Source organism: Devosia sp. (genome assembly GCF_025809055.1).
Classification (GTDB): domain Bacteria; phylum Pseudomonadota; class Alphaproteobacteria; order Rhizobiales; family Devosiaceae; genus Devosia.
This window is the reverse complement of the sequence record NZ_CP075529.1, coordinates 1,553,496-1,577,228: the sequence shown is the minus strand read 5'-3', so window position 1 is coordinate 1,577,228 and position 23,733 is coordinate 1,553,496. Positions and strand designations below refer to the sequence as shown.

Annotated in this window: 17 protein-coding genes; 9 read left to right on the top strand and 8 right to left on the bottom strand. The window is 64.2% G+C overall.

All coding sequences use genetic code 11. From position 1 onward, the window contains the following. The first annotated feature begins 3 nt into the window (after nt 1-3). From KIT02_RS07720 to KIT02_RS07705, 4 genes are all read left to right on the top strand, one after another. On the top strand, nt 4-1,089 hold the full coding sequence (locus KIT02_RS07720) for a BMP family ABC transporter substrate-binding protein (protein WP_297584465.1): 1,086 nt from the start codon (nt 4-6) through the stop codon (nt 1,087-1,089). Nucleotides 1,090-1,387: 298 nt separating this feature from the next. After that, on the top strand, nt 1,388-2,614 hold the full coding sequence (locus KIT02_RS07715) for a urate hydroxylase PuuD (protein WP_297584462.1): 1,227 nt from the start codon (nt 1,388-1,390) through the stop codon (nt 2,612-2,614). Then, nucleotides 2,611-3,912, top strand: a complete 1,302-nt coding sequence (gene guaD / locus KIT02_RS07710; protein ID WP_297584459.1) for a guanine deaminase — start codon at nt 2,611-2,613, stop codon at nt 3,910-3,912. Before KIT02_RS07715 ends, guaD begins: the two co-directional genes overlap by 4 nt. A gap of 53 nt (nt 3,913-3,965) precedes the next feature. After that, complete coding sequence (locus tag KIT02_RS07705) at nt 3,966-6,128, top strand: malate synthase G (protein ID WP_297584456.1); 2,163 nt, start codon at nt 3,966-3,968, stop codon at nt 6,126-6,128. Nucleotides 6,129-6,490: 362 nt separating this feature from the next. Here the strand turns inward: KIT02_RS07705 and KIT02_RS07700 are convergent, their stop codons facing one another. The 3 genes from KIT02_RS07700 to ade all read right to left on the bottom strand — a co-directional run bounded on the left by KIT02_RS07700 (nt 6,491) and on the right by ade (nt 11,754). Continuing rightward, on the bottom strand, nt 6,491-8,155 hold the full coding sequence (locus tag KIT02_RS07700) for a tannase/feruloyl esterase family alpha/beta hydrolase (protein WP_297584453.1): 1,665 nt from the start codon (nt 8,153-8,155) through the stop codon (nt 6,491-6,493). 262 nt (nt 8,156-8,417) lie between these two features. After that, a complete protein-coding gene (locus KIT02_RS07695; RefSeq protein ID WP_297584450.1) occupies nt 8,418-10,043 on the bottom strand; it encodes a CocE/NonD family hydrolase in 1,626 nt (541 codons plus the stop codon). 1 nt (nt 10,044) lies between these two features. Next, nucleotides 10,045-11,754, bottom strand: coding sequence for an adenine deaminase (ade, locus tag KIT02_RS07690; RefSeq protein WP_297584448.1), 1,710 nt, complete (start codon nt 11,752-11,754; stop codon nt 10,045-10,047). A gap of 137 nt (nt 11,755-11,891) precedes the next feature. Here ade and KIT02_RS07685 point away from each other — a divergent pair, with 137 nt between their 5' ends. Then, on the top strand, nt 11,892-12,041 hold the full coding sequence (locus tag KIT02_RS07685; RefSeq protein ID WP_297584446.1) for a hypothetical protein: 150 nt from the start codon (nt 11,892-11,894) through the stop codon (nt 12,039-12,041). Nucleotides 12,042-12,241: 200 nt separating this feature from the next. On the opposite strand, the gene KIT02_RS07680 is transcribed toward KIT02_RS07685, so the two are convergent. Then, nucleotides 12,242-14,383, bottom strand: coding sequence for a bifunctional diguanylate cyclase/phosphodiesterase (locus tag KIT02_RS07680; RefSeq protein WP_297584443.1), 2,142 nt, complete (start codon nt 14,381-14,383; stop codon nt 12,242-12,244). 159 nt (nt 14,384-14,542) lie between these two features. Here KIT02_RS07680 and KIT02_RS07675 point away from each other — a divergent pair, with 159 nt between their 5' ends. From KIT02_RS07675 to KIT02_RS07665, 3 genes are read left to right on the top strand one after another with little or no spacing between them, the layout of a single operon-like run. Continuing rightward, entirely contained in the window at nt 14,543-15,592 is a 1,050-nt protein-coding gene (locus tag KIT02_RS07675; protein WP_297584440.1) for an NAD(P)-dependent alcohol dehydrogenase, read from the top strand. A 48-nt stretch (nt 15,593-15,640) separates the two neighbouring features. After that, nucleotides 15,641-16,414 carry an SDR family oxidoreductase gene (locus KIT02_RS07670; RefSeq protein WP_297584437.1) on the top strand — a complete coding sequence of 258 codons (774 nt, stop codon included), beginning with the start codon at nt 15,641-15,643 and terminating at the stop codon, nt 16,412-16,414. A 53-nt stretch (nt 16,415-16,467) separates the two neighbouring features. Further along, a complete protein-coding gene (locus KIT02_RS07665; RefSeq protein ID WP_297584433.1) occupies nt 16,468-17,016 on the top strand; it encodes an MgtC/SapB family protein in 549 nt (182 codons plus the stop codon). Nucleotides 17,017-17,230: 214 nt separating this feature from the next. Here KIT02_RS07665 and KIT02_RS07660 read toward each other — a convergent pair whose 3' ends face one another. After that, the gene (locus tag KIT02_RS07660; protein WP_297584430.1) at nt 17,231-17,704 is read right to left on the bottom strand and encodes a hypothetical protein; all 474 of its coding nucleotides are present in this window, start codon (nt 17,702-17,704) and stop codon (nt 17,231-17,233) included. Between the two features lie 243 nt (nt 17,705-17,947). Between KIT02_RS07660 and KIT02_RS07655 the strand changes: the two genes are divergently transcribed. Further along, nucleotides 17,948-19,663, top strand: a complete 1,716-nt coding sequence (locus KIT02_RS07655; protein WP_297584427.1) for a hypothetical protein — start codon at nt 17,948-17,950, stop codon at nt 19,661-19,663. A gap of 368 nt (nt 19,664-20,031) precedes the next feature. Here the strand turns inward: KIT02_RS07655 and murD are convergent, their stop codons facing one another. From murD to KIT02_RS07640, 3 genes are all read right to left on the bottom strand, one after another. Beyond that, nucleotides 20,032-21,327, bottom strand: coding sequence for a UDP-N-acetylmuramoyl-L-alanine--D-glutamate ligase (gene murD, locus KIT02_RS07650; RefSeq protein WP_297584424.1), 1,296 nt, complete (start codon nt 21,325-21,327; stop codon nt 20,032-20,034). Beyond that, complete coding sequence (locus tag KIT02_RS07645; protein WP_297584418.1) at nt 21,317-22,648, bottom strand: hypothetical protein; 1,332 nt, start codon at nt 22,646-22,648, stop codon at nt 21,317-21,319. The genes murD and KIT02_RS07645 overlap by 11 nt, the downstream gene beginning before the upstream one ends. A 117-nt stretch (nt 22,649-22,765) precedes the next feature. After that, on the bottom strand, nt 22,766-23,656 hold the full coding sequence (locus KIT02_RS07640; RefSeq protein WP_297584413.1) for a metallophosphoesterase: 891 nt from the start codon (nt 23,654-23,656) through the stop codon (nt 22,766-22,768). Nucleotides 23,657-23,733: the final 77 nt, after the last annotated feature.

Genomic DNA, 23,733 nt, shown 5'->3' with positions numbered 1-23,733 from the left:
CCCATGACGCTTAATCGTCGCAATATTCTCAAGGCCGGTGTCGCCGCCGCTGCCCTGCCGCTGCTCGGCTCCAGGGCTTTTGCCCAGGGCGAGCCGCTCAAGGTCGGCTTCGTGCTCGTCGGCACCATCAACGACAATGGCTGGAACTATGCCCACAACCAGGGCCGGCTGATGCTGGAAGAACAGCTCGGCGACGCGGTGGAAACCGTCTATGTCGAGAACGTGCCGGAAGGCCCGGACTGCGAGCGCGTGCTGCGCGAACTGGCCCAGCAGGGCTGCAAGCTGATCTTCGCCACCAGCTTCGGCTTCGGTGACTCGGTGATCAAGGTTGCCGAACAGTTCCCCGACATCACCTTCGAGCACGCCACCGGCTATATGCGCGCCGCCAATGTGGGCACCTACAATGCCCGCTTCCACGAAGGCCGCGCCGTTTGCGGCACCATTGCCGGCCATCTCTCCAAGACCGGCAAGGCCGGCTATATCGGCTCCTTCCCGATCCCCGAAGTGGTGATGGGCATCAACGCCTTCGTGCTGGCGGCCCGCAAGGTGAACCCCGATTTCACCATCACCCCGGTGTTCATCTCCAGCTGGAACGATCCGGCCAAGGAAGCCGACGCCGCCCGCGCCATGATCGACCAGGGCATCGACGTGATCGCCCAGCATACCGACGGCCCGGCTGCCCTGCAGGTTGCCGAGGAACGCGGCATCGTCGGTGGCTTCGGCCAGGGTGCCGACATGAGCGCTTTCGCGCCCAAGGCCCAGCTGACCTCGATCATCGACAATTGGGGTCCGCACTATGTCAAGACCGCCCAGGCTGTGATCGACGGCACCTGGGAGAGCAAGGACAGCTGGCCGGGCCTGGCTGAAGGCGAAGTGGAGATCGGACCCTATAATGAGTCGATTCCCGCTGACGTCGTGGCCGCCGCCGAAGCGGTGAAGCAGGGCCAGATCGATGGCTCGTTCAACATCTTCAGCGGCCCGATCAACGACCATACCGGCGCCGAAAAGGTCGCCGCCGGCGTGACCCTGACCGATGCCGAACTGCTGGGCATGGACTGGTATGTCGAAGGCGTGAACCCGCCGGCCTGATCGAATGCAACGGAGGGGCGGCTTCGACCGCCCTTCCTTCTCCCCTTGTGGGAGAAGGTGCCCCGAAGGGGCGGATGAGGGGTTCTGAGCTATCAGGCTGCGTAGGGCGTGTGGATAGCTCAGAACCCCTCACCCTGATTTTCTGCTGGACGCAGAAAATCTGTCCCTCTCCCACAAGGGGCGAGGGGAGGTGGGTCGGTGGGTGCTGTGAGTTCGTGCCACTCGAGCGTAGCTCTCGTGGCCTTCTCACCTCAAATCGCTCCACCGGAGCGATTTGCCCTGCGGGACGGAGAAGAAGATGCCCGATTACGCAATTTTCTACGAATGGGCGATGTTTGCCGTGCGCTGGCTGCATGTGGTGACGGCCATTGCGTGGATCGGCTCGTCCTTTTATTTCATCGCGCTGGACCTGGGCCTGCGCAAGACGCCGAGCCTGCCGCCGCTGGCGCATGGCGAAGAGTGGCAGGTGCATGGCGGGGGCTTTTATCACATCCAGAAATATCTGGTGGCGCCCGAATTCCTGCCCGAGCACCTGACCTGGTTCAAATGGGAGAGCTACGCGACCTGGCTATCGGGCGCGATGCTGCTGGTGCTGCTCTACTATGTCGGCGCCGACATTTTCCTCGTCGACCGCAATGTGCTCGATGTGCCCAGCTGGGTGGCGATCCTGCTTTCGGCCGGGTCGATCGTGCTGGGCTGGCTGCTCTACGATGCGCTGTGCAAATCGCCCATCGGGCAATCGACCACCGGGCTGATGCTGGTGCTGTTCGCGATCCTTGTCGCCATGAGCTGGGGCTATACGCAGCTGTTCACCGGACGCGCGGCAATGCTGCATATGGGTGCGTTCACGGCGACGATCATGACGGCCAATGTGGCGATGATCATCATTCCCAACCAGAAGATCGTGGTGGCCGATCTCAAGGCCGGGCGCACGCCGGACGCCAAATATGGCAAGATTGCCAAGCAGCGTTCGCTGCACAACAATTACCTCACCCTGCCGGTGATCTTCTTCATGCTGTCGAGCCACTACCCGCTGGCTTTTGCGACGCAGTGGAACTGGGTGATCGCGTCGCTGATCTTCCTCGTCGGCGTGGTCATCCGGCACTATTTCAACACCCGCCATGCCCGCAAGGGCAATCCGCACTGGACCTGGGCGGTGGCGGTGGTGATCATGCTGGTGATCGCCTGGCTTTCGACCTCGCCGAAACTGCCGGCGGGCGACGGCGAACCGCTGGCCACGGCCACGGCGGAAAAGTTCATGGCGACAGCGCATTTCGCGGCAGCCAGCCAGGCGGTGCAGGCCCGCTGCGGCATGTGCCACACGGCAGAGCCGGTGTGGGAGGGGATCTATCAGGCGCCCAAGAACGTCATTCTCGACAATGATGTCGCCATCGCCAACCACGCCCATGAGATTGCCATCCAGGCCGGGTGGAGCCATGCCATGCCGCCGGGCAATGTCACCGAAATGACCGATGCCGAGCGGGCCCTCCTGGTCGAATGGTATCGCGAAGGGTCCGGGTCGTGAGCCGGACCATCCTGCGCGGGCGGGTGCTGAGCTTTCATCGGGCGCCCGAGGGAATCGATGACGAGGCGAGCTATCTCTATATCGAGGATGGCGCGGTCAGCATCGAGGACGGCAAGGTGGTGGCGGTCGGCGATTTTTCCGAGGCCGATGCCGTTGGCGCCGTCATCATCGATCACCGGCCGCACCTGATCCTGCCGGGGTTCATCGACCTGCACCTGCATTATGTGCAGAGCCAGATGATGGCGGCCTATGCTGGTTCGCTCCTGGAATGGCTCAACACCTATACCTTCATCGAGGAACAGAAGTTTTCCCAGCAGGGCCATGCCGATGCGGTGGCGGTGGATTTCTACGATGCGCTGATCCGGCACGGGACGACGACCGCCGTGGCTTATTGCTCGAGCCATCCGCGCAGCGTCGATGCGTTTTTCGCCGAGGCGCAGCGGCGCAATATGCTGATGGTCGGCGGCAAGGTGATGATGGATCGCAATGCGCCCGAGGGGCTCTGCGATACGGCGCAATCGAGCTATGACGACACCGAGGCGCTGATTGCGCGCTGGCATGGGCGGGGGCGGGCGCTCTATGCCATCTCGCCGCGCTTCGCCATCACCTCGACCCCGGCGCAGATGGACGCGGCGCGGGCGCTGGTGGGGGAATTTCCCGACTGCTACGTGCAGACCCATCTCAGCGAGAACGACGCCGAGATTTCCTATTCGATGGAGCTTTATCCGCAGAGCCCGGACTATACCGGGATCTACGAATACTACGGGCTGCTTGGGCGCAAGACGCTTCTGGGGCACTGCATCCATCTCAACCATCGCGAGGCCGGGGTGCTGGCGGAAACCGGAGCGGTGGCGGTGTTCTGCCCGACATCGAACCTGTTCCTGGGATCGGGCCTGTTCGACCGCGAGCGGCTGATCAACAATGGCGTGCGGATCGGGGTGGCGACCGATATCGGCGGAGGCACAAACGTCTCCATGCTGCGCACGCTCGACGAAGGCTACAAGATCCTGCAATTGCGCGGGCAGCGGCTCAATCCGCTCGCCTCATTCCACATGGCGACGCGCGGCAATGCCGAGGCGCTGGGGCTGGAGGGCACGATCGGCGCGATCGCTCCGGGCATGGCCGCAGACCTGATCGTACTCGATGCGGGGGCGACGCCCACCATGCGGATGCGCATGGCAACGGTGAGCAGTCTGGTGGAAGAATTGTTCCTGCTGCAGACGCTGGGCGATGACCGTTCGGTGGCTGAAGTCTATGTCGCTGGCGCAAGGGCGAAGTCGACTTTAGGCGGGTTGTGAGGCCTGCGGGGATGGCCTAAAGCTGTCGCAATGCTGTCCTCAGAGGCTTATCCATGACCGAATATGTGACGAAATCCGGCCTTTCCGTGCATCCGCTGCTGGTGGATTTCGTCGAGGGCAAGGCCCTACCCGGGACACCTGTTTCGGCCGAGCAGTTCTGGGACGGCTTTGCCACAATGCTCAAGGAGCATGTGCCCACCAATGCGCGGCTGCTGGCCAGGCGCGACACGATCCAGAGCCAGATCGATGAGTGGCACCACAAATACGGGCCGGTGGCCAAGAACCCGCAGGGCTATGATTTCTTCCTCAAGGAGATCGGCTACCTGGTCGCCGAGCCGGGTGATTTCCAGATCGAAACCGAAGGGCTCGATCCGGAAATCTCCAGCATCTGCGGCCCGCAGCTGGTGGTGCCGGTCTCCAATGCCCGCTATGCGCTCAATGCTGCCAATGCGCGCTGGGGGAGCCTCTATGACGCGCTGTACGGCACCGATGTCGTCAGCCGCGACGGCGAGCTGGCGCCGGGCAAGGGCTATAATCCCGCGCGCGGCGCGGCCGTGGTGGCGCGGGCGGCCCAGTTTCTCGACGACGCCTTTCCGCTGACCCAGGGCAGCCATGCCGATGTGACCGCCTATGTGGTGGCCGAGCAGGGAGGCGTCGCGACCTTGGTCATCGACACCAAGGCCGGCCCGGCGACGCTCAAGGACCAATCTGCTTTTGTGGGCTACAAGGGCGAGGGCCAGACGGCCGAGATTGTGCTGGTGCATCACGGATTGCACGCCATCCTGGTCATCGATCCGGCCAATGCTATCGGGGCGACCCATGCGGCCGGTCTCGCCGATGTGGTGGTCGAGGCGGCGCTGACCACGATCCAGGATTGCGAGGACTCGGTGGCCGCCGTCGATGCCGAGGACAAGGTCGAGGTCTATGGCAACTGGCTCGGGCTGATGCAGGGCAACCTCGAAGACACCTTCGAGAAGGGCGGCAAGACCATTACCCGCAAGCTCAAGGCCGACCGGGTTTACAAGGGCGCCAATGGCGGCGAACTGGTGCTCAAGGGACGCTCGCTGCTGCTGGTGCGCAATGTCGGGCACCTGATGACCACCGATGCCGTGCTGCTCGATGGCAAGCCTGTCGGCGAGGGGCTCATGGATGCGGCGGTGACCGCGCTTTGTGCCATGCACGACAAGGGCAACAATGCCCGCAATGGCGCCATCTATGTGGTCAAGCCCAAGATGCATGGGCCCGAAGAAGTGGCTTTTGCCTGCGCCATCTTCGCCTCGGTCGAAACCATGCTGGGCCTTAAGCCGAACACGATCAAGATCGGCATCATGGATGAGGAGCGCCGCACCTCGGCTAATCTCAAGGCGGCCATCTACGAGGCGCGCGCGCGGGTGTTCTTCATCAATACCGGCTTCCTCGACCGGACCGGCGATGAAATCCACACCTCGATGGAAGCGGGCGCGGTGCTGCGCAAGGACGAGATCAAGAGCGAACAGTGGATTGCCTCCTATGAGGACCGCAATGTGCTGATCGGGCTCGCTGCAGGATTTTCCGGCAAGGCGCAGATCGGCAAGGGCATGTGGGCGCGCCCCGACGACATGGCGGCCATGATGGAGGCCAAGGTCGGCCATCCCAATGCCGGCGCCAATACCGCCTGGGTGCCGTCGCCGACGGCGGCGACGCTGCATGCGCTGCACTATCACCAGGTCGATGTGCTGGCAGCCCAGCAGCGCCGCCACAACCAGGCCGTGCCGCCGCTGGCTGACCTGTTTTCAATGCCGGTGCAGGAGCCCTTTGCGCTCAGCCGGGAGGAGATCACCCGCGAACTCGAAAACAATGCCCAGGGCATTCTGGGCTATGTGGTGCGCTGGGTGCAGCAGGGCGTGGGCTGTTCCAAGGTGCCGGACATCAACAATGTGGGGCTTATGGAAGACCGCGCCACCTGCCGGATTTCCAGCCAGGCGGTCGCCAACTGGCTGCGTCATGGGCTGGTGAGCCGTGACGAGGTGACCTCGGTTTTCGAGCGCATGGCGAGCGTGGTTGATGACCAGAACAAGGATGATCCGCTCTACCGGCCGATGGCGGACAATTTCCAATCGGTGGCCTTCCGGGCGGCGCTCGACCTGGCCCTGCATGGCGCCGACCAGCCTTCGGGCTATACCGAGCCGCTGCTGCACGCGGCCCGGCGCAAGGTGAAAGCGCGCGACGGGAAGTAGCTGCGAGGGTTTTCTGCGGCTCTGGTGGTCGCTGGGGGCTATGACCCCTCACCCCGGCCCTCTCCCCGAAGGGGCGAGGGGGCGATGGGGGCCGGGGGATCGGTTTCCAAGCAAACAGGCCTGCCTGTCGTGATTTGACCGTACCACTGGGTCATTCCCGCGAAAGCGGGAATCTGTTCTGGCGGGAACGGAGATCCCCGCTTTCGCGGGGATGACATGGTGTTTCGCGGGGATGACATTGGGAAAGTTCAGATGTCAGTACGCGTGAGGTGCATACTTCCCTGAATGGGCAGGGGAAGGCGAAACCCGGTGCGTGGGTCTGTTCATGGAAAAAAGCCCGCCTTCCGGCGGGCTTTTTGATTTTATTTGCAGGCGAAGCTTTCGTAGCTGGCTTCCACGCCGCCCGTAAAGCGGGCGATGGTCGGATAGGGGCACAGCTTGCGGGTGATGTTGGCCATTTCCGGAACGTATTCATTGTCCGGGGTCGCCGTGGCCACGAGGAAGTCCGGCTCATTGCCGTTCTCGACCCAATCGACCAGAGCCGAGAAGGCGTCGAACTTGTCGGTTGCCGGGCTGCCCGAGCCATGGCCCATGCCGGGCACGGCGTAGAACTTGACGAAATCGGCGGCCTTGCCGTCAGCATTGGCGTCGAGCTTTTCGTACCAACTGATGGTGTCCATCACCGAAAACACCGGATCGCTGATGCCGTGAAAGACAATCATCTTGCCACCGGCGTCGCGGAATTCTGCCATTTCCGGATTGCCGATATCGGTGGGGGTCATGAAATCCATGGGGGATTCGGCGAAGGCGTCGGTGGTCGCGGCGACAGTGACATCGGTATCGAAATCATAGTCGAGCAGGAACTGTTCGAGCGCGGCGGGATCGCCGCCCACATCAACCGGCGGGTTGGAGAAAATGGTGGCCAGTGAGGCCGCGCCCATGGTGGCGATCAGGGGCATTGAATCCCAGGGCGGGACGCCGCTTTCCAGTTTCCAGAACCGCCAGTTGCCGCTGGCAATGCCGCGATCCCAGGCCCAGTTGCTGTAGAGCTGCTCGCCGGCGGAATTGGTCGGGCCGGCGTGAATTTTCTGCAGGGCTTCCACCTGTGCCGGAGCCAGGCAGGCATTGGTGCTGCCGGCCGCGCAGGTGAGCGTGGTGACATCGAAGCTGGCCTGGCAGGCCGGATAATCGGCGATGATGCCGTCTTCGAGATCGTCCAGGCCGTCACAGGCTGCCAGGACCGCATCGGCAACCAGGGTCAGGTCTTCCTGGGTGAAGGCGGTGCGGATATCGCCATTGATGGCCTTGAAGGCCTGTACGTCCCAGGCGTGCTGAACGGCGGCGCGCGGCAGGTTGAAACCGGGATACGCGGCGAGAATACCGTCGAAGGCGTCGGGCAGGCGTGTGGCCTGAACAAGGCCATGGCGTCCGCCATTGGAACCGCCAACGCCATAGCTATAGGCAATCGGTTCGCCATAATAGGCTTCGACGAGGTCGGTGGCGACCGGGTTGAGCTTGGCGACGGCGCTGTAGCCGTAGTCGCTGCGCGCTTCGGGATCAAAGCCGAACTGAGCGCCGCCGGCCAGACCTGCCTCGGGGTGTGCCGCGCCATCGTGGCCGGCATCGCTCGAGACGACGGCATAATTGCGCGACAGGGCATTGTCGGCCGGGTCGCCATTGCGCAGGTCGCCCATGGCCGGGACAACGGCGCCGTCATTGCCACCGTTGAACTGGTGGACAAAGCGGCCATTCCAGTCGTCCGGCAGGCGCAGGTCGAAACTGACGCGATAGGTGTTGCCGTCGACACCGGTGCGTTCGCCGACATGGCCCTTGACCATGCAATGGGCAACCGGCGCGTTTTCGCCCACTGGCAGGGCTTCGGCCGAGGCGATCACCAGGCCCTCGATACCGAAATCATGCCCGGCGACGGAAGCGCAATCGAGGCTTTCGGCCATGGCGGGACCGGCCCAGGCCGTAGTGGCCAGCAAGGCGCCGATCGCGATGGGGCTCCTCCAATAAGTCAGCATCTCATCCTCCCTGAATGATGCCGGAATATAGTTATGTAGAATAACTAAATTGGCAATAGGGTATGTACGGTTCGGTACAATTGACGTGAGTGCGCGGGAAACCAGTGGGATTTCAATGCGCTAGATCGCGTTGGTTGTGGAGCAAGATGGCGTCCAAACTGTGATGTGATCGCGGCGCAGGAAGGGATCACTCGCCACATCTCGGGATGGGCCCCGGCCTGCGCCGGGGTGACAATCGAGCGTCTGGCGGATTCAACGCCGGTCAGGGCAGCGTGTAGGCGGGCAGGGACAGGCTGGTGCCGGTGTGGAGGATTTCCACGTCATTGGCCACCATGTGCGTGGCTGTGCCGATATGTTCGCCGGTGCCCGGATTGCGCGCATAGCGGGGATGGGCGCCGGAGGCGATCAGCAGGCGCAGGCGATGGCCGGGCCGGAAGCTGTGGGCCATGGCGTGCAGGTCGATGGCCAGTTGCCAGGCGCCATCTGTGGCGGGCGTCTCGGGCGTGACACGGACGAGGCCGTCGCAGATATTGATCGAGGTGCCATCGGGGCCGACATCGTTGAGGCGCACGAAGAAATCAACATCGGGATGGCTGGCCCGGGCGGCCAGGTTGACCCGGCAGCGGCCGATCAGGGTCAGGTCGCGCGTCAGCACCGGGCTGGTAAAGGTCAGCACGTCGGGGCGGGCTTCCAATGGGGCATTGTCGACAGCACCGGCTCCGGTAAAGGCGAAGACGGCGCCGCCCAGATTGGGCGTGGGCTCGGCCGGATCGTACCGATAGTGGCTGGTGCCGTGGCTGCGCGGCCCGTGGGTGGCAAGCGTGCCGTCGGGGGCGACATGCCAGGTGGAGGGACTGGCCGGGCCGGGCGGGTAGGCGTCGAATTCGTGCCATTCCTCGCGGCCGGAAATATGGATGCGGACCGGATTGCGCCGGAGGCCGGTGTCATCGTCCATGAGCTTGGCGCGCATCCAGACCAGGGTTTCCCGCAAGTTGTCGCGCTGCAATTCCTCGGCGATGTGAAACCAGGTGCCGATGGTGAGATAGGGGCGGTGGCCCAGTTCGACCAGCCGGCGATAATCGGCCAGGAGCGGATCGAGCATGAAATCGTACCAGCCGGAGATGAAATGCACCGGCGGGGTCTTTTCGGTGAGACGGTGGCGGTGATCGAGATCGTGCCAGAAGGCGTCATTGCCGATGGCGTGCTCGAACCAGTGGCGCCAGAACGGCACCTTGTGGCCGACCACGGCCTTGTCGGCCTCGACCAGCGGCAGGATGGCGGCGGCCTTTTCGGTACGCCGCTCGATATCGCCGGAAAACATGCGGGCGGCGGTGGCCAGCGGGCTGTTGCGCAGGCCCTCGATGACCTGCACCCAACTCAGCCAGAGATTGAGGTGAAAGGCGCCGGCGGGAAACACGACAGGCCGGAAATCGGCCGTGGTAACCTTTGTGGCCATGGCGGCCTTTTCGGGCAGGGCATCGGAAATGGCCCATTGCGCGTAGCCGAGATAGGACGGGCCGGTGAGCCCGATGCTGCCATCGAACCAGGGTTGCGCCTTGATCCAGTCAAGCGTCGCCAGGCCATCGGCGCGCTCATTGGCGAAGGGATCGAAGCTGCCGCCGGATTTTTCGGTGCCCCGGCAGGCCTGGATGACCACGTGAAAGCCGCGTTCGGCATAGGCCTCGGCGATGGGGCCGAAGCCGCGCCTTCCATAGGGCAGGCGCATGAGGATGGTCGGATGGGGGCCGGGGGAGCGCGGGGCATAGTGATCGGTCTTGAGCACGATGCCGTCGGACATGACCAGGCCAATGCCGCGCGTGGCCTTGACCGCATTGAGGCGGGGCGGGAGGTCTTCGACCCAGGCGAGATAGAGCGAGGAAATGCTCAATTCAGGTCACGAAATCGAACTTGTCGACATCGAACAGGCCGCGATCGGTCATCTTGAGGTGCGGGATGACGGGCAGGGCGAGGAAGGCGACCTGGAGGAAGGGTTCGGGCAGGACGCAATCGAGGGCCCGGGCGGCATCGCGCAGGTGATGGAGATCGTGGGCGACCTCTTCAAAACTCTTGAGGCTCATGAGGCCCGCAAGGGGCAGGGCGAGTTCGGCGGTGACCTTGCCGCCATCGGCGACCGTGAAGCCGCCGCCCAGCGCGATGAGCCGGTTGACGGCGGCGGCCATGTCTTCGTCGCTGGCACCGACCACGGTGATATTGTGGCTGTCATGGCCGACCGATGAGGCGATGGCGCCCCGTTTCAGCCCAAAACCCTTGACGAAGGAGCGGCCGATATTGCCGTTCTTGCCGTGGCGCTCGATCACCGCGACCTTGATGACGTCTTCGACGAGGTCAGGCTGCAAGCCGGTTTCACCCACGGCGAGGGTCGCTTCCTCGCGGAAGGTGAGAATGAGGCCGGGGCGCACGCCGATCACCGGCACGCTGTTCTGGCCCGGCTTGGGTTCGGTGACAAAGGCCTCTGGCGTGACCGGCTGCGCCTTCATCGAGGAGAGGCCGACGGGGGCGACGGGGGTGCGGGCGGCGAACAGCTCCGGCGTCACGAGGCGCCCGGCCGAGATGACATCGGACACGCGGCACCCCTCGAGACTGTCAAGAATGGCAATGTCGGCGCGCCAGCCCGGCGCAACCAGGCCGCGATCCCTGAGCCCGAAGATGCGGGCGGCCGAGTGGCTGGCGGCGCGATAGACGTGGTGCAGCGGCCGGCCCATGGCGATCAGCCGGCGGATGGAGCTGTCAAGATGCCCCTCCTCGGCAATGTCGAGCGGATTGCGATCATCTGTACACAGGGCAACGAAGCTCGACGTATTGTCGTCGAGGATTTCGGCCAGGGCCTCAAGATCCTTGGAAACGGAGCCCTCGCGGATGAGGATGGCCATGCCCTTGGCGAGCTTTTCGCGCGCTTCGGCGGCGCTGGTCGCCTCGTGGTCGGTGCGGATGCCGGCGGCGAGATAACCGTTGAGGGCCTGGCCCAGCAGCAGAGGCGCGTGGCCATCGATGTGACCGTCCTGAAAGGCGACGAGCTTGGCAAGAATGCCGGGATCGGCATTGAGCACGCCGGGGAAATTCATCATTTCTGCGAGGCCCACCACCTTGGGGTGGTCGCGGAAAGGCAGGAGGTCGCCGATTTCGAGTTGGGCGCCGGCGGTTTCGAACGGGGTGGCGGGAACGCAGGAGGAGAGGTTGACCCGCACATCCATGATGGTGCGCTCGGCGCTGTCGAGGAAGTAGCGGATGCCCTCGGCGCCCAGAACATTGGCGATTTCGTGGGGATCGCACAGCACCGTGGTGACGCCATGGGGCAGCACGCAGCGGTCGAATTCGAGGGGGGTGACAAGGCTCGATTCGATGTGGAGGTGGGTATCGATGAAGCCCGGCACGGCGAAGCGCCCCTTGCCGTCGATTACGACCTTGCCATCGTAACTGCCATGGGTGCCGACGATCCGGTCTGCGACCACGGCGATATCGGTGAGGGTGACGGCGCCGGTGATGACATCGAGCAGGCCGATATCGCGGATGACGAGGTCGGCCTGTTCCTTGCCCTGGCCGGCCATGATCATTCTGGTCAGCAGGGTCGCATCAGTCATCAGGGCTGTCTCCGAGAGGGTCATGCCGGAGACTCGGACGCGCGGCCGCCGTCGTCAAGTCCCTGTGAACGCATGGGAAGTGTCGGGAACGAAGGGGGGCAGGCAACGTTTCCCCGACAACCAAGCAGGAGAGTTTGATGCAGACCTATGACCCGGAAAAGAGTGCCACGGAAGCGCGACAGGCCAATCCGAGACGAATGAACCTGCGGGTATTGGTGATGTCGCTGGTCGGGATCGTCGTGGTCTTCGGCCTGATCTATCTGATCTGGGGCGCGATGCAGTCGTAACGGCGCCGGAAGCACCCCCACCTACCTTTGATACGGCCCTGCGGGCCTAGCGGCGGTACTTGCCATTCGAGCGCAGCTCTCATGGCCTTTTCCGCTAAGATCGCTCCACTGGAGCGATCTTGCCTCCGGCCGCTTCAAAGCCCGATCAAGGGAGAGGTGAGGGGCTGGAACTGGGTGGATCAGTTCATTGACGAAACCTGTTAAAGCGCGCTCCGCGCTGGGGCCTTGCCGTCGCGGCGGAAGATTTCGAGGATGCGAACGGCTTCCACGCTGGGCGAGAACAGGAAGCCCTGAAAAGTATTGCAGCCCAATCCGGCGAGGATATTGGCCTGTTCTTCGGTTTCCACCCCTTCGGCGGTGACTTCGAGGTTCATCGCATGGGCGACCGTGACCAGGGCCCGCGCCACGGCGACGCTCTGTTCGCCCTCCGCCAGCGGACTGACGAATGAGCGGTCGATCTTGATGCGATCCACCGGATAGCGGTGGAGATAGCTCAGCGAGGAATAGCCGGTGCCGAAATCGTCCAGCGCGACGTGGATGCCGGCGGCGCGCAGGGTCATCAGGTTGTGCGAGGAGACATGCTCCTCGTCGAGAAGGATGGATTCGGTGATCTCGATTTCGAGGTCCTCGGCCCGCATGCGGGTCTCGTGCAGGATGTCGAGGACCTGTTCGGCAAAGCCGGCATTGCGCAATTGGGTGGTCGAGATATTGACGGCGATGGTGCGCCCCTTGGCGGCCGCGCCGACCCGGCAGGCCTCGCGCAGCACGAACAGGCCCAGCGCCTCGATAAGGCCCGTGGCTTCGGCAACCGGAATGAACCGGCCCGGCGATATCTGGCCGAAACGCGGATGGTGCCAGCGCGCAAGCGCCTCGGCGCCCACCACTTTGCGGGTCTTCTGGTCAACGAGGGGCTGGAACTGAACGCTCAACTGTTCGCCCAGCCGCAGGGCATCGCGCAGTTCCGCTTCGATGGTGCGTTCGAGCTGCAAGAGCTCGTTCATCTGCTCCTCATAAACCACGGACCGGTTTCGGCCTGCGGCCTTGGCCTGATGCAGGGCAATATCGGCCTTGCGCAGCAGGTCCCCTGGCGTGGCTTCGCCCGCCGTGTCGGACACAATGCCGATGCTGGTGCCGATATGCATGGCGCTCTTGCCGATGACCAGGGGATCGGCGAAGGCATCGAAGATGGCCCGCGACAGGAAGGGGGCGCCGACATTGTCGGTACCCAGCGCGGCCACGATGGCAAATTCGTCGCCGCCGATGCGGGCCAGGAACTGACCCTTGTCGATGGCGCCACGCAGGCGCTGTGACACCGCCACGAGCAGGTCGTCGCCGGCCTGATGGCCCTGGGTGTCGTTGATTTGCTTGAAGCGATCGAGATCCAGCAGCAGCACATTGATCGGCAGGGGGCGGTTGCCACGCTGGACCAGCAGATCCCCCAGATGCGCGGTCAGCGCAGCGCGGTTGGGCAGGCCGGTCAGGTCGTCATGCCGGGCGGCGAACAGGGCGCGGGCGTGGCTGTCTTCGGTCACGCGGGCAGCCTGTACCAGACGCCCGACCAGGGCGGCGACCAGGAGGCCGCAGACGAGAAAAGCGGCCAGCAGCGCTGGAGTAGCGTGCGCCAGGAGCGCGGTGCCCGGGCGATCCGGCTGCCATTCGAAATAGCCGACCGGGCTGCCATCGGCCCCATTGAGTGGCAGCGATGACCATTGCAAATCGGTGGTTCTGGTTGCCGCGAACCGGCCGGATTCGGCCATGCCGCTGCGTGCGATCTCGCGCGCCATGCGCTCATCGAGTGCCACCAGGCCAACAACTGCCGTTCCGGCGGTTTGCGGCATGGGGGTGGCCACGAGCAATGCGGGAGAGCCATCGAGGGAGGCATAGCGCGTGATGCCGGGGTGCAACGTCCGGCTCGGGCCGGTTGGCAGCGTGGCACGGAGTTGGCTGCCGATCGCCGCGTATTCGCTGGTGGAGAAAGCCGGCGCCGCATCGGGCGGCATGATCTGGACCTGATCCTGCGCGTCCACGAAGGCGACCGCGCGATATCCCAATTGCTCGAGGAGAGATATGACCAGGGATTGGCTGGCCTGTTGCGGGGATGGGGACGTGGCGGCATCATATCCGGCATGGTTCTGCTCGAGGGTCAGTTCCATGCGGGTGTCTTCAAGGCCGAGCGCGATGGCCTGGGTTTGCCGCTCAAGGGCGCGCCGGTCTGCGCTGCCTGCGGCGATGAGGAGAAAGGCGGTCACGGTTACGCCCGCAATGACCAGCAGGGCGATTGCTGGTAACAGGAGTGTCCTAGTATAGGATTGTCGTGTCTCGTTTTTCTCGATGGCCGGCATTGACGCTGCGCGTTTTCGGTTGTCGCCAGTCTAGGTTGGCGGAATTAGGGACACGTTACCACGCAGGTTCAAAAACCGTAATTCCCCAAGGAATGCGGGAGTGGATTGGCAAATGCGCAATTTGTGAGCTATTGCTCAGTAACTTGCCGGGAGGACATCATGGCCTTGCAGCCTGCGCTAGTGCTGGAAAAGCAGCACGACCTGAACTTGCGTGACATCGAGGTGCCGCTGCACACGGGGCCCGGAATGGTGAGGATCGCCATTCACACGGTGGGCGTGTGCGGCTCGGATGTGCACTACTATACCCATGGCCGCATCGGCCCCTTCGTGGTCGAAGCGCCGATGATTCTCGGCCATGAAGCCGCCGGAACGATTGTCGAGGTCGGGGAGGGGGTAACCCATCTCAAGGTGGGCGATCGCGTGTGCATGGAGCCGGGAATTCCTGACGCCAATTCGCGGGCCAGCCGGCTGGGCATGTACAATGTCGACCCGGCCGTCCAGTTCTGGGCGACGCCGCCGGTTCACGGCGTGCTGACGCCTCAAGTCGTGCACCCAGCCAATTACACGTTCAAGCTGCCCGACCATGTGAGTTTTGCCGAGGGCGCCATGGTCGAGCCCTTTGCCGTGGGCATGCAGGCGGCGAGCAAGGCCCGCATCACGCCTGGCGACACGGCGCTGGTGCTCGGTGCCGGGCCGATCGGCACCATGGTGGCCCTGGCGGCGCTGGCCGGGGGCTGCGCCCGCGTCATCGTTGCCGACCTGGCCCAGCCCAAGCTCGATATCGCCGCGCAATACCAGGGCGTCATTCCGGTCAATATCCGCGAGCGCAACCTGGCGGAGGTCATCGGCGAATTGACCGAGGGTTGGGGCGTCGATGTGGTCTTTGAGTGTTCCGGCTCGCCCAAGGCCTGGGAGAGCGTGATGGACCTGCCGCGTCCGGGGGGCTGTATCGTCGTGGTCGGCCTGCCGGTCGAGCCGGTGCGGCTGGATATCGCCATGGCCTCGGTGCGGGAATTGCGGATCGAGAACGTGTTTCGCTATGCGCATCAATATGACCGCGCCATTGCGCTGATCGCATCGGGTCGCGTCGATCTCAAGCCGCTGATTTCCGAGACATTTGCCTTCGCGGATTCAAAGGCGGCATTCGATCGGGCCGTGGAGGCGCGGCCGACGGACGTGAAGCTGCAGATCAGGGTGACGGCGGAATAGGCAGGCAGACGCGCTCACCACGCGGTCGCAATTGGCAGGGAGGCCAACGTGGAACTCAATCTTTCCAACAAGACCGCGGTCATCACCGGCGGCACTGTCGGCATCGGGCTGGCCATTGCCGAGGCGCTGGCGGCCGAGGGGTGCAATCTGTTCCTCATCGGGCGCGATGGTAGTCGCGGTGAAGCCGAGGCAAGGCGGATTGCCGGCCAGTTCGGGGTCAAGGCGAGCGCCATTGCGGCTGACGTGGCGACGGCGGCGGGCTGCGAGGCGGTGATTGCGGCGGCCGGCGATATCGACATCCTGATCAACAATGCCGGGACCGGCTCCAACGAGACCATCGCCGAGGCCGAAGATGCCAAATGGCAGTACTACTGGGACCTGCATGTCATGGCGGCGGTGCGGCTGGCGCGAGGCCTGGTGCCGGGCATGAAGCGTCGCGGCGGCGGCGCCATCGTGCACAATGCCTCGATTTGCGCGGTGCAGCCGCTTTGGTATGAGCCGATCTACAACACCACCAAGGCGGCGCTGATGATGTTCTCCAAGACCCTGGCCAACGAGGTGGTCGGCGACAATATCCGCGTCAATACGGTCAATCCGGGGCTGGTGCTGACGCCGGACTGGATCAAGACGGCCAAACAGATTGCCGGCGAGGACGGATATGAGGCGCATCTGCAGGCGGTGGCTGACGAGGCAGGCGGCATGAAGCGCTTTGCCGCGCCTGAGGAAGTCGCGCGGTTCGTGGCGTTCCTGTGCTCGGACATGGCCAGTTATTCGACCGGCAGCACCTATTTCGTCGATGGCGGGTGGCTGAAAACGGTTTAGGGAACCGGCTGCCCTGGGACGTGTTGAGACAGAAGCGTCACAAGGGTCAGCACATGGATAGCGGCAACAGTTTCGGCCTGGTCGATACCCACCTCGAATTGCACATCATCGCCATACGACTGGCTCTGGCGGCCCTGTTCGGGGCGGTGATCGGTTTTGAACGCGAGGCGCATTCCAATGGCGCCGGGCTCAGGACCCACATGTTGATCGCAGTGGCCGCGTCGTTGTTCACCATTCTGGCCTTTGAAATCTACCACACGATCGGGACCGGCGGCTCTAGCCAGGCCGATCCCATCCGCGCGGTCGAGGCGGTGACGGCAGGCATAGCCTTTCTCGGGGCTGGTGCGATCTTCCGCAGCGGCGCGGGTGTTCATGGGCTGACGACTGGTGCCGGCATGTGGCTGGCGGGCGCGGTGGGCGTCGCCACCGCCCTTGGCTTTTACGTGATTGCGGCCGGATCGGCGCTATTGGCGGTCATTGTCATGGCGGCGCTCAGGGCGTTCGCGCATCGCGTCGTTGGGCGAGACGATGAAAAGGGTGAGGCTCCGGCGACGGGCCGCGGGGAGAAGCGCATCCATGGCGCCGAGGGACCAGGCGCCTAGAACGCAATTTGCTTCTCCCCCCGTACGGACACGACCGGGAGGTGTCGTATCCGTGCCCAGCACCGGCCAAGACAGTGGACGGCGCATCGACGGCGGTGGTGCAGACCGCCGGTCGGGTTCAGTGGTGGAGAGGGCGCTTGGGAATGCAGGATGACCCGAAGATCACATGCAGCGCCGCTCCCCACCTATGGCATGCAACCTGTGGACGCAGGTGTTACATGCCAACTGCATCAAGGCGCTGCTGACGCGCCCAGAAACTGACTATGGCAGCGGCCTCGTTGAGATAGGCTTCGCGTTCGGCCTGCCGGAAGAACACCGCAGATGCGCCGGAATCGAGAAGATCCTGGCGGCCATCGCGGCCAGTCGGCGCGGCCATCACGGCCACCGGAATACCCTTCTGGCGCAGCAGCGGATGGTACTGCGCAAGGAAATCGGCATTGGCGCCGCTATGGGCCTTGAGGTCGATGACCACGATGTCGGGCCAGGTGTTTTCGACATCACCGATCATGGCCAGGAGCGATTCGATCCCTTCGGCATCGCCGAAGAGCGGGCGCACGCGGGGGGCGCCCTGCGCGGTCAGCGCACGGATCAGCAGATTGGCCGAATGCGCGTCGTCGTCGACAAGCGCAATGAATGGCGTTTCGTCCACAGCCTCAAGCAAAGCAACACCCTCTGTTTTCCGCTTCACGCGGACCACACACAGCAAACACGTCACGCCGCGCCAAATGGCACCTATGACGTTCCGACACTTTCCAGATGAGTTCCGGCGGGGCCTAGCCACCGGGAATATGTCGAGTCCATGACATCGACGGGGCGGCTAATGACGCATCGCGGGCCCGGCGAACAGGCTAGCTTGGGTAAACCGGGGTAATTCGGCCTTGTGTTTTACATGTAAAGCAGCGCTAATCGGAGCAGATGAGGGGAGAAAAGCGTGGCCGCGGGCGAACCGGGCAGGGATGATGTCCGACTGGCGCTGCAGAACCTGCAGGCCTGGCCGGAGATTTCGCGCTCTCCGCAACTGGCACGCTTTCTCGACTATATCGTCGAACGCAAGCTCAATGGCGATGCCCAGGCCATCAAGGCCTATTCGATTGCCGTGGACGTATTGGGCCGGCCACTTGATTTCGACCCCCAGACCGATCCGATCGTGCGGGTGCAGGCGCGCCGCCTTCGACAATTGATCGAGCAATATTATGCCGGACCGGGACTGAGCGATCCGGTGCGCATTTCGCTGCCCACCGGGCGCTATGTTCCCGAGTTCGGTTTTCAAGACGGGGCTGCGGCAGGCGAGATGGGTTCGCCGGTGGCGCCGGAGCCGGAATTTGTCTCGACCCCGAGACGCAAGGGCCATGTCACCACCTCGTGGTTCGTCCTGGCGGTGCTGGCCATCGGGGGGCTGGCACTGGCCTATGCCGTAGCAACCTGGGAGCCCCGGGTCGAGCAGGCCCAGGCGTCCAGGGCCCTGCTGCAGCGTCCGAGAGTGCTTGTCACCGAATTCCAGAACCTTTCCGGAGAGCGGACGGACACCATGGTGTCGTCGGGCCTTGCAGTGGAACTGGTCACCGACCTCGACCAGTTCGGAACGCTCGACGTGGCCTATGGCGGCGATGACTCAAGCGCGGCGCCGGATAGTGTCGATTTCGTGCTGAGCGGGATCGTGCGGCGCGAGGGGGAGGCGTTGCAATACAGCGCCATCCTGACCGAGGCCGTCACCGGCTCCGTGGTCTGGAACAAGATGGTGAGCCTGCCCGGAGAGCAAGCCGGAAGCGTGCTGGACGATGTTTCGGGTGAACTGAGCCGGGCCCTGGGGACGCTGCGCGGCCCGCTTCACGCAAGAGCCAGGTCGCTGCTGCTGACCGGCCGGGCGTTGGCTGGTGGCGAAAACGCCTATCTCTGCCGCATGACGTTCGAATATTTTCGCGAAACCGCCAATGCCGCCAATGCGGCAAGGGCGCTCGATTGTCTCGATGCCCTGCCGTTGCGCGAGCGCAATGGCGGCGATGCGCTGGCCGCCCGCGCGGTGCTGCTGGCCGAGTTCGGGCCGGACGCGGGAGCCGGCATGGTGGCGGTCTCCAGCGCCGAAACCGCTATTGCCCAGGCCATTCAGACGGCGCCGCTCAGCGGCTTTGTCTGGGGGCAGCGGGCCTGGCTCTACGATCTGGCGCAACAGGGCACGGCGGCCGAGGCGGCCTATGTCTCGGCACTGCAACTCAACCCGGCCAATATCGACATCATGGCCGGATGGGCGCGGCACCTGGCGCTCGGCGGTGACCTGGACAGGGCGGCGGGTCTTTCAGAGGCAGCCATGGCCGCCGCAACCGATATTCCGGGCTGGTACATGAGCGTGCCAACGCTGCTGGCGCTGCGCGACAGCCGCGATGCCGATGCCATTGCCTATGCGCGGCTCTATGCCGAGGCCGATCGGGAACTGGGGCCGGTTCTGGCGGTGATCGCGGGGCAGCGCCTGGGCGACATGGCCGTGGTCAATGCCTATCTGGCGCGGATCATGGAGGCGCCGGCCTTTCGCGCCGAGGGCGTGCTGACCCGCTTGCGCCAGTCCATCGACGATCCGGGCCTGATCGAATTGATCGGCCTGTCGCTCGAAGGTGCTGGCCTGCCGCCCAGCGCAATGACGCAGCCATTTTAGGGTTTTGCCTTTTTAGAGCTTTTCACCCGTGAACTGAACCATCGCCTTCATCGCCCCCTTTCCCCTCAGGGGAGAGGGATGGGGTGAGGGGTGAAAGCCTCTCGGCAAAACCGTAAGTGTGAACCCCTCATCCGGCGCTTCGCGCCACCCCGGATCAAGTCCGGGGCAGGCTCTTCTCCCCTCAGGGGAGAAGGGAAGGGTTCCGTCGTTTCAGTCCTATCGTGAAGTGGTCTTGGGGCCTAGGCGTTCGCCTGGGTGACCACCGGGCGTGCGAATAATTCATGGCCGACGTGAAGCGCGGTAACTGGCGGGCATAGGCGTACCCGATCCAAGTGAATCAGAGCTGTGTCCGCTTTTCTGCGGACGACTTACGCGCCGCCGAAATGGGCCCTGCAGAGCGCCACGAAGGCGGTGCCGCGGGCCTCGAAATTCTTGAACTGGTTGTAGGAGGGGGCGCCGGGGGAAAGGATGATGGTGTCGAAGCGGGCCGTCCGCTTGGCCAGCGCGGCCACGGCTGCGTTGAGATCGGGGGCCTCGATGACGTCGATACCAGGCGCCACCTGCCGTGCGGCGCTGGCCAGGCGCGAGCCGGTGACGGGCAGGGTAACCAGCGTGGTCACGCCGCGCTGGGCCAAGAGGCCCGCAAGTTCACCATAATCCTGTTGCCGCTCGTGCCCGCCGGCAATGAGGGCGATGCGCCGGCCCGGATAGGAGGCCAGAGCGGCCTTGGTGGCTTCGGGCGTCGTAGAGATGGAGTCGTTGACGGCGGTTATGGCGCCGAAGACGTGATCTTCGAGGCGATGGGGCAGGGGCCGGAATGCGGCGATGCCGGCGAGGATGCCCTCGATCGTGCCGCCCGTTGCCAGGGCAATGGTTGCGGCGAGGATCGCATTGTCGAGATTGTGGGCGCCGCGCAGCCGGGAATGGGACACCGCCCTTTCGATGAGCAAGGCCTGCTCTGCAGTGAGGTCGGGGAGGAGGCGGCGGTGGTCGCGGACGGCCCGGGCCACCAGCGCATTGCCCTTGGCGGCTGCGCCCAGGGCCACGGCGAAACCGCCATCCCGGTCGATCAGGTGCAGCTTGTCGGCATAGTAGCGCTCGACCGAGCCGTGCCAGTCGACATGTTCGGGATAAAGATTGGTGACCGCCGCCACGTCGGGCAGGAAATTCATGTCCGCCGTCTGGTAGGACGAGAGCTCGAAGATCACCAGGGGATGCTTGCCGGCGATATCCAGCGGCGCGAGGCCCACATTGCCGGCGAGTCCGGCATCAATGCCGGAGCGGGTGAGCATGAGATGGGTGAGCGTGGCCGTGGTGGACTTGCCCTTAGTGCCGGTGATGGCGATGACGGTGCGGCCGTCGCGATAGGCGCTGTTCCACAGGTTGAGGTTGGAGGTCACCGCAATGCCGGCGGCCCGGGCCAGATCGAACACCGGCTTGTAGCGGGAGACGCCGGGGCTCTTGACGATCAGGCCGAAGCGACGCGCCGCGATGGCCGCAGGCAGTTCCTCAGGCGCAATCGCCCGCGTGTCGGCAATATCGGCATCGCCGCTGTCGACCGTCACATAGACCATAAGATCAGGCTGGCGCGCCTTGAGGAAGGCGCGGGTGGAGACCGCTTCCCGGCCGGCGCCATAGAGCAGGACCGGCTCGTCAAACCGCATAGGCGGCGACCTTGGCGGCAAGGGCCGGGGGAATATGGTGGTCGTGGCTGTCGGTCAGGCACTCGGCCATGGCCAGTTGCAGCTTCTCTTCGCCATATTGGGCGAACAGGTCCGGCTTGATGGCCCTGACGATCGCATCCTCGTGCCAATCGGCATGGCGGGTGAGGGTGTAGAAGCAGGCGGCGGCCTCGAGAATTTCCCCGACACATTCCCAGGGCTTCTGGCCGGTCAGCCCGGCCAGTTCGCGGAAGGAATGTTCGTTGGCGGGTTCGGCCAGAAGGTTTTTGCCGAAAATGGCCAGCAGCCGATCCTTGGCCATGAAGGGCGCGAAGATCAGGAAGACGAAATGGCATTTCGGACACTCGCCGCACCACAGATGGCCGTCATTGCCGGTGAGGCGGAAATTGCGGTTGCAGCTGGAGAACACGGTGTCGAACCGCTTGCCATGGGTGAATAGCGAGGCGATCCGCGCCTCCGAATAGGGCCGGAGCAGCGAGAAATATTTCAGCGCGCCGCCGGTGGCATTGGCCAGGGTATCGGCGATCAGCAGTTCGAAGCCGAGCGACTTGGAATATTGGTGATTGGTTTCGCGGCCGTCGAACATGACATTGCCCTCGCTGGCCGAGCGCTCGTTGGACAGCACGATCTGGTCGTAGCCATAGAGCAGGGCGCAGAGGCTGGCGATCATCGAATTGATCGCGGTCGAGGGGACGTGGCCGTTGTAGAAGCCGGGCTCCTTGCCGAGCCGGATCATCTCGGCATCGAGCGTGCGGGTCACATAAACCGGTTCGGTGCCGATGGCCTCGACCGAGGTGAGGATCGGGCCTTTCGGATTGACCGCGAAGGGTGTGAACGGCACTCCGGTATGGGTCAGAAGGTCGACGCTGACCAGCGAATCCTTGCCGCCCCCGATGGGCAGAAGCGTCCGTTCGGGCAGAATGGGGGCAGGTTTTCGCGTGACCGGATCGGCCGGCGTTTCCAGGATCAGCTTGCCGAAGCGGGACAGATTGTTGCGGGCGTAGAACTCGCCGAGCCCGTTTTCATAGACATCGATGACAAAGGCCCGCTCGGCCTCGGTCAGGGCAATGTCGGGCGCTGCAATGGTGAAGGGGGCGCGCAGCTTGAAATAGCTGACGCCGAGCACGAGAGCCGTCAGGCCCAGCAGTTTGCGGAAGCTTTCGGACTGCACGGCATCGGCGCTGGCCCCGGCCGGCAGGGTCAGCTCCTCGGTGAAGGACAGGTCACTGAGGCGATAGGAGAACCGCGCTTGCCCCGTTGCCGGGTCGAAAGTCGGGTGCTCGATGCGGAACGATTCGGTCACGGGCAACTCACTGGCTATGGTCATCATATAGGTGATTTGCGGCCGTGGCGGGAGTGGGGCGACGCGCGGGACGGGCCTCGCGGTGCTTCGGCCAAAAAGTCCCTGGCGCGAACGGGGCTAGTAGATGCGCATCTGCATGCGCATGACGATGTCCTGGCCGAGGCGCTGGAAACCGAATTCGCGCATGGTGCAGCGCCAGGCGCCATTCTCGCGCTCGATGCGAAAGAGATTGTAGCGCGCGGGATCGTCCAGCGTGCCGCCCTGGGCGGCGCTGGCGGCGGCGACGCCGATCACCGGCACTTCCTGGCCCTTGCCGGAAATGTGGTGGATCGAGGAGCGATGGGTGTGGCCATGCAGGACCAGTTCGGCCCCTTCGCTGGCGATGACCTGGCGGAACAGCCGGTGGCCCTTGAGCCCGAAGGAGGGGTGCTGCAGTTCGGCATTGGGCGGATGGTGGATCAGCACGACGCGGAAATAATCGGCATCGCCGAGTAGCTTGAGCATGCGGGACAGGCGCGCCGCCTGTTTTTCCTCGAACCGGCCCACGGCCATGAACGGGGGCGTCGGCACGGCGCTGGAGCAGGAAATGACGGCGACGTCACCGATCCGGCGCACGAAGGGAAAGGCCTGACCCTCAAGGGTCTCGCCGCGCAGATAGGGCCCCCAGTTTTCCTGGGCGTGGTCGAGCGCGCCGGGCACATAGGCATCGTGATTGCCCGGGCAGACCGCGACCTTGTCGCTATGGCCAAGGGCCTTGAGCCAATCGCCGGCGCGTTCGACTTCGGCATCGAGCGCCAGATTGACCAGGTCGCCGGTCACGGCGGTGAAATCGGCATTCTGGCCCTGCATATGCGCGATCAGCCGGCCCAGGGTCTCGCTGTTGAGCTCGCCATGACGCTTGAGCTTCCAGTTCATGAACCCGGTCAGGCGCTTGCCCAGAAGGTCTGTGAAAGCCACCTGTGGCAGGGGGGACAGGTGGATGTCGGAAATATGGGCGAGCGTGATCATTGCGTGGGGTTTTACGAGAAGCGCGCCGGCAAGAAAACGGGCAAAACGGCGCAAGCTTGAAATTCATGCGTGCAATT

Bases quoted from the DNA above. Each gene is read 5' to 3' on its own strand.
- KIT02_RS07720 (WP_297584465.1), top strand. From the start codon at position 4: ATGACGCTTAATCGTCGCAATATTCTCAAGGCCGGTGTCGCCGCCGCT.
- KIT02_RS07715 (WP_297584462.1), top strand. From the start codon at position 1,388: ATGCCCGATTACGCAATTTTCTACGAATGGGCGATGTTTGCCGTGCGC.
- KIT02_RS07705 (WP_297584456.1), top strand. From the start codon at position 3,966: ATGACCGAATATGTGACGAAATCCGGCCTTTCCGTGCATCCGCTGCTG.
- KIT02_RS07700 (WP_297584453.1), bottom strand. From the start codon at position 8,155: ATGCTGACTTATTGGAGGAGCCCCATCGCGATCGGCGCCTTGCTGGCC.
- ade (WP_297584448.1), bottom strand. From the start codon at position 11,754: ATGACTGATGCGACCCTGCTGACCAGAATGATCATGGCCGGCCAGGGC.
- KIT02_RS07685 (WP_297584446.1), top strand. From the start codon at position 11,892: ATGCAGACCTATGACCCGGAAAAGAGTGCCACGGAAGCGCGACAGGCC.
- KIT02_RS07680 (WP_297584443.1), bottom strand. From the start codon at position 14,383: ATGCCGGCCATCGAGAAAAACGAGACACGACAATCCTATACTAGGACA.
- KIT02_RS07675 (WP_297584440.1), top strand. From the start codon at position 14,543: ATGGCCTTGCAGCCTGCGCTAGTGCTGGAAAAGCAGCACGACCTGAAC.
- KIT02_RS07665 (WP_297584433.1), top strand. From the start codon at position 16,468: ATGGATAGCGGCAACAGTTTCGGCCTGGTCGATACCCACCTCGAATTG.
- murD (WP_297584424.1), bottom strand. From the start codon at position 21,327: ATGCGGTTTGACGAGCCGGTCCTGCTCTATGGCGCCGGCCGGGAAGCG.
- KIT02_RS07640 (WP_297584413.1), bottom strand. From the start codon at position 23,656: ATGATCACGCTCGCCCATATTTCCGACATCCACCTGTCCCCCCTGCCA.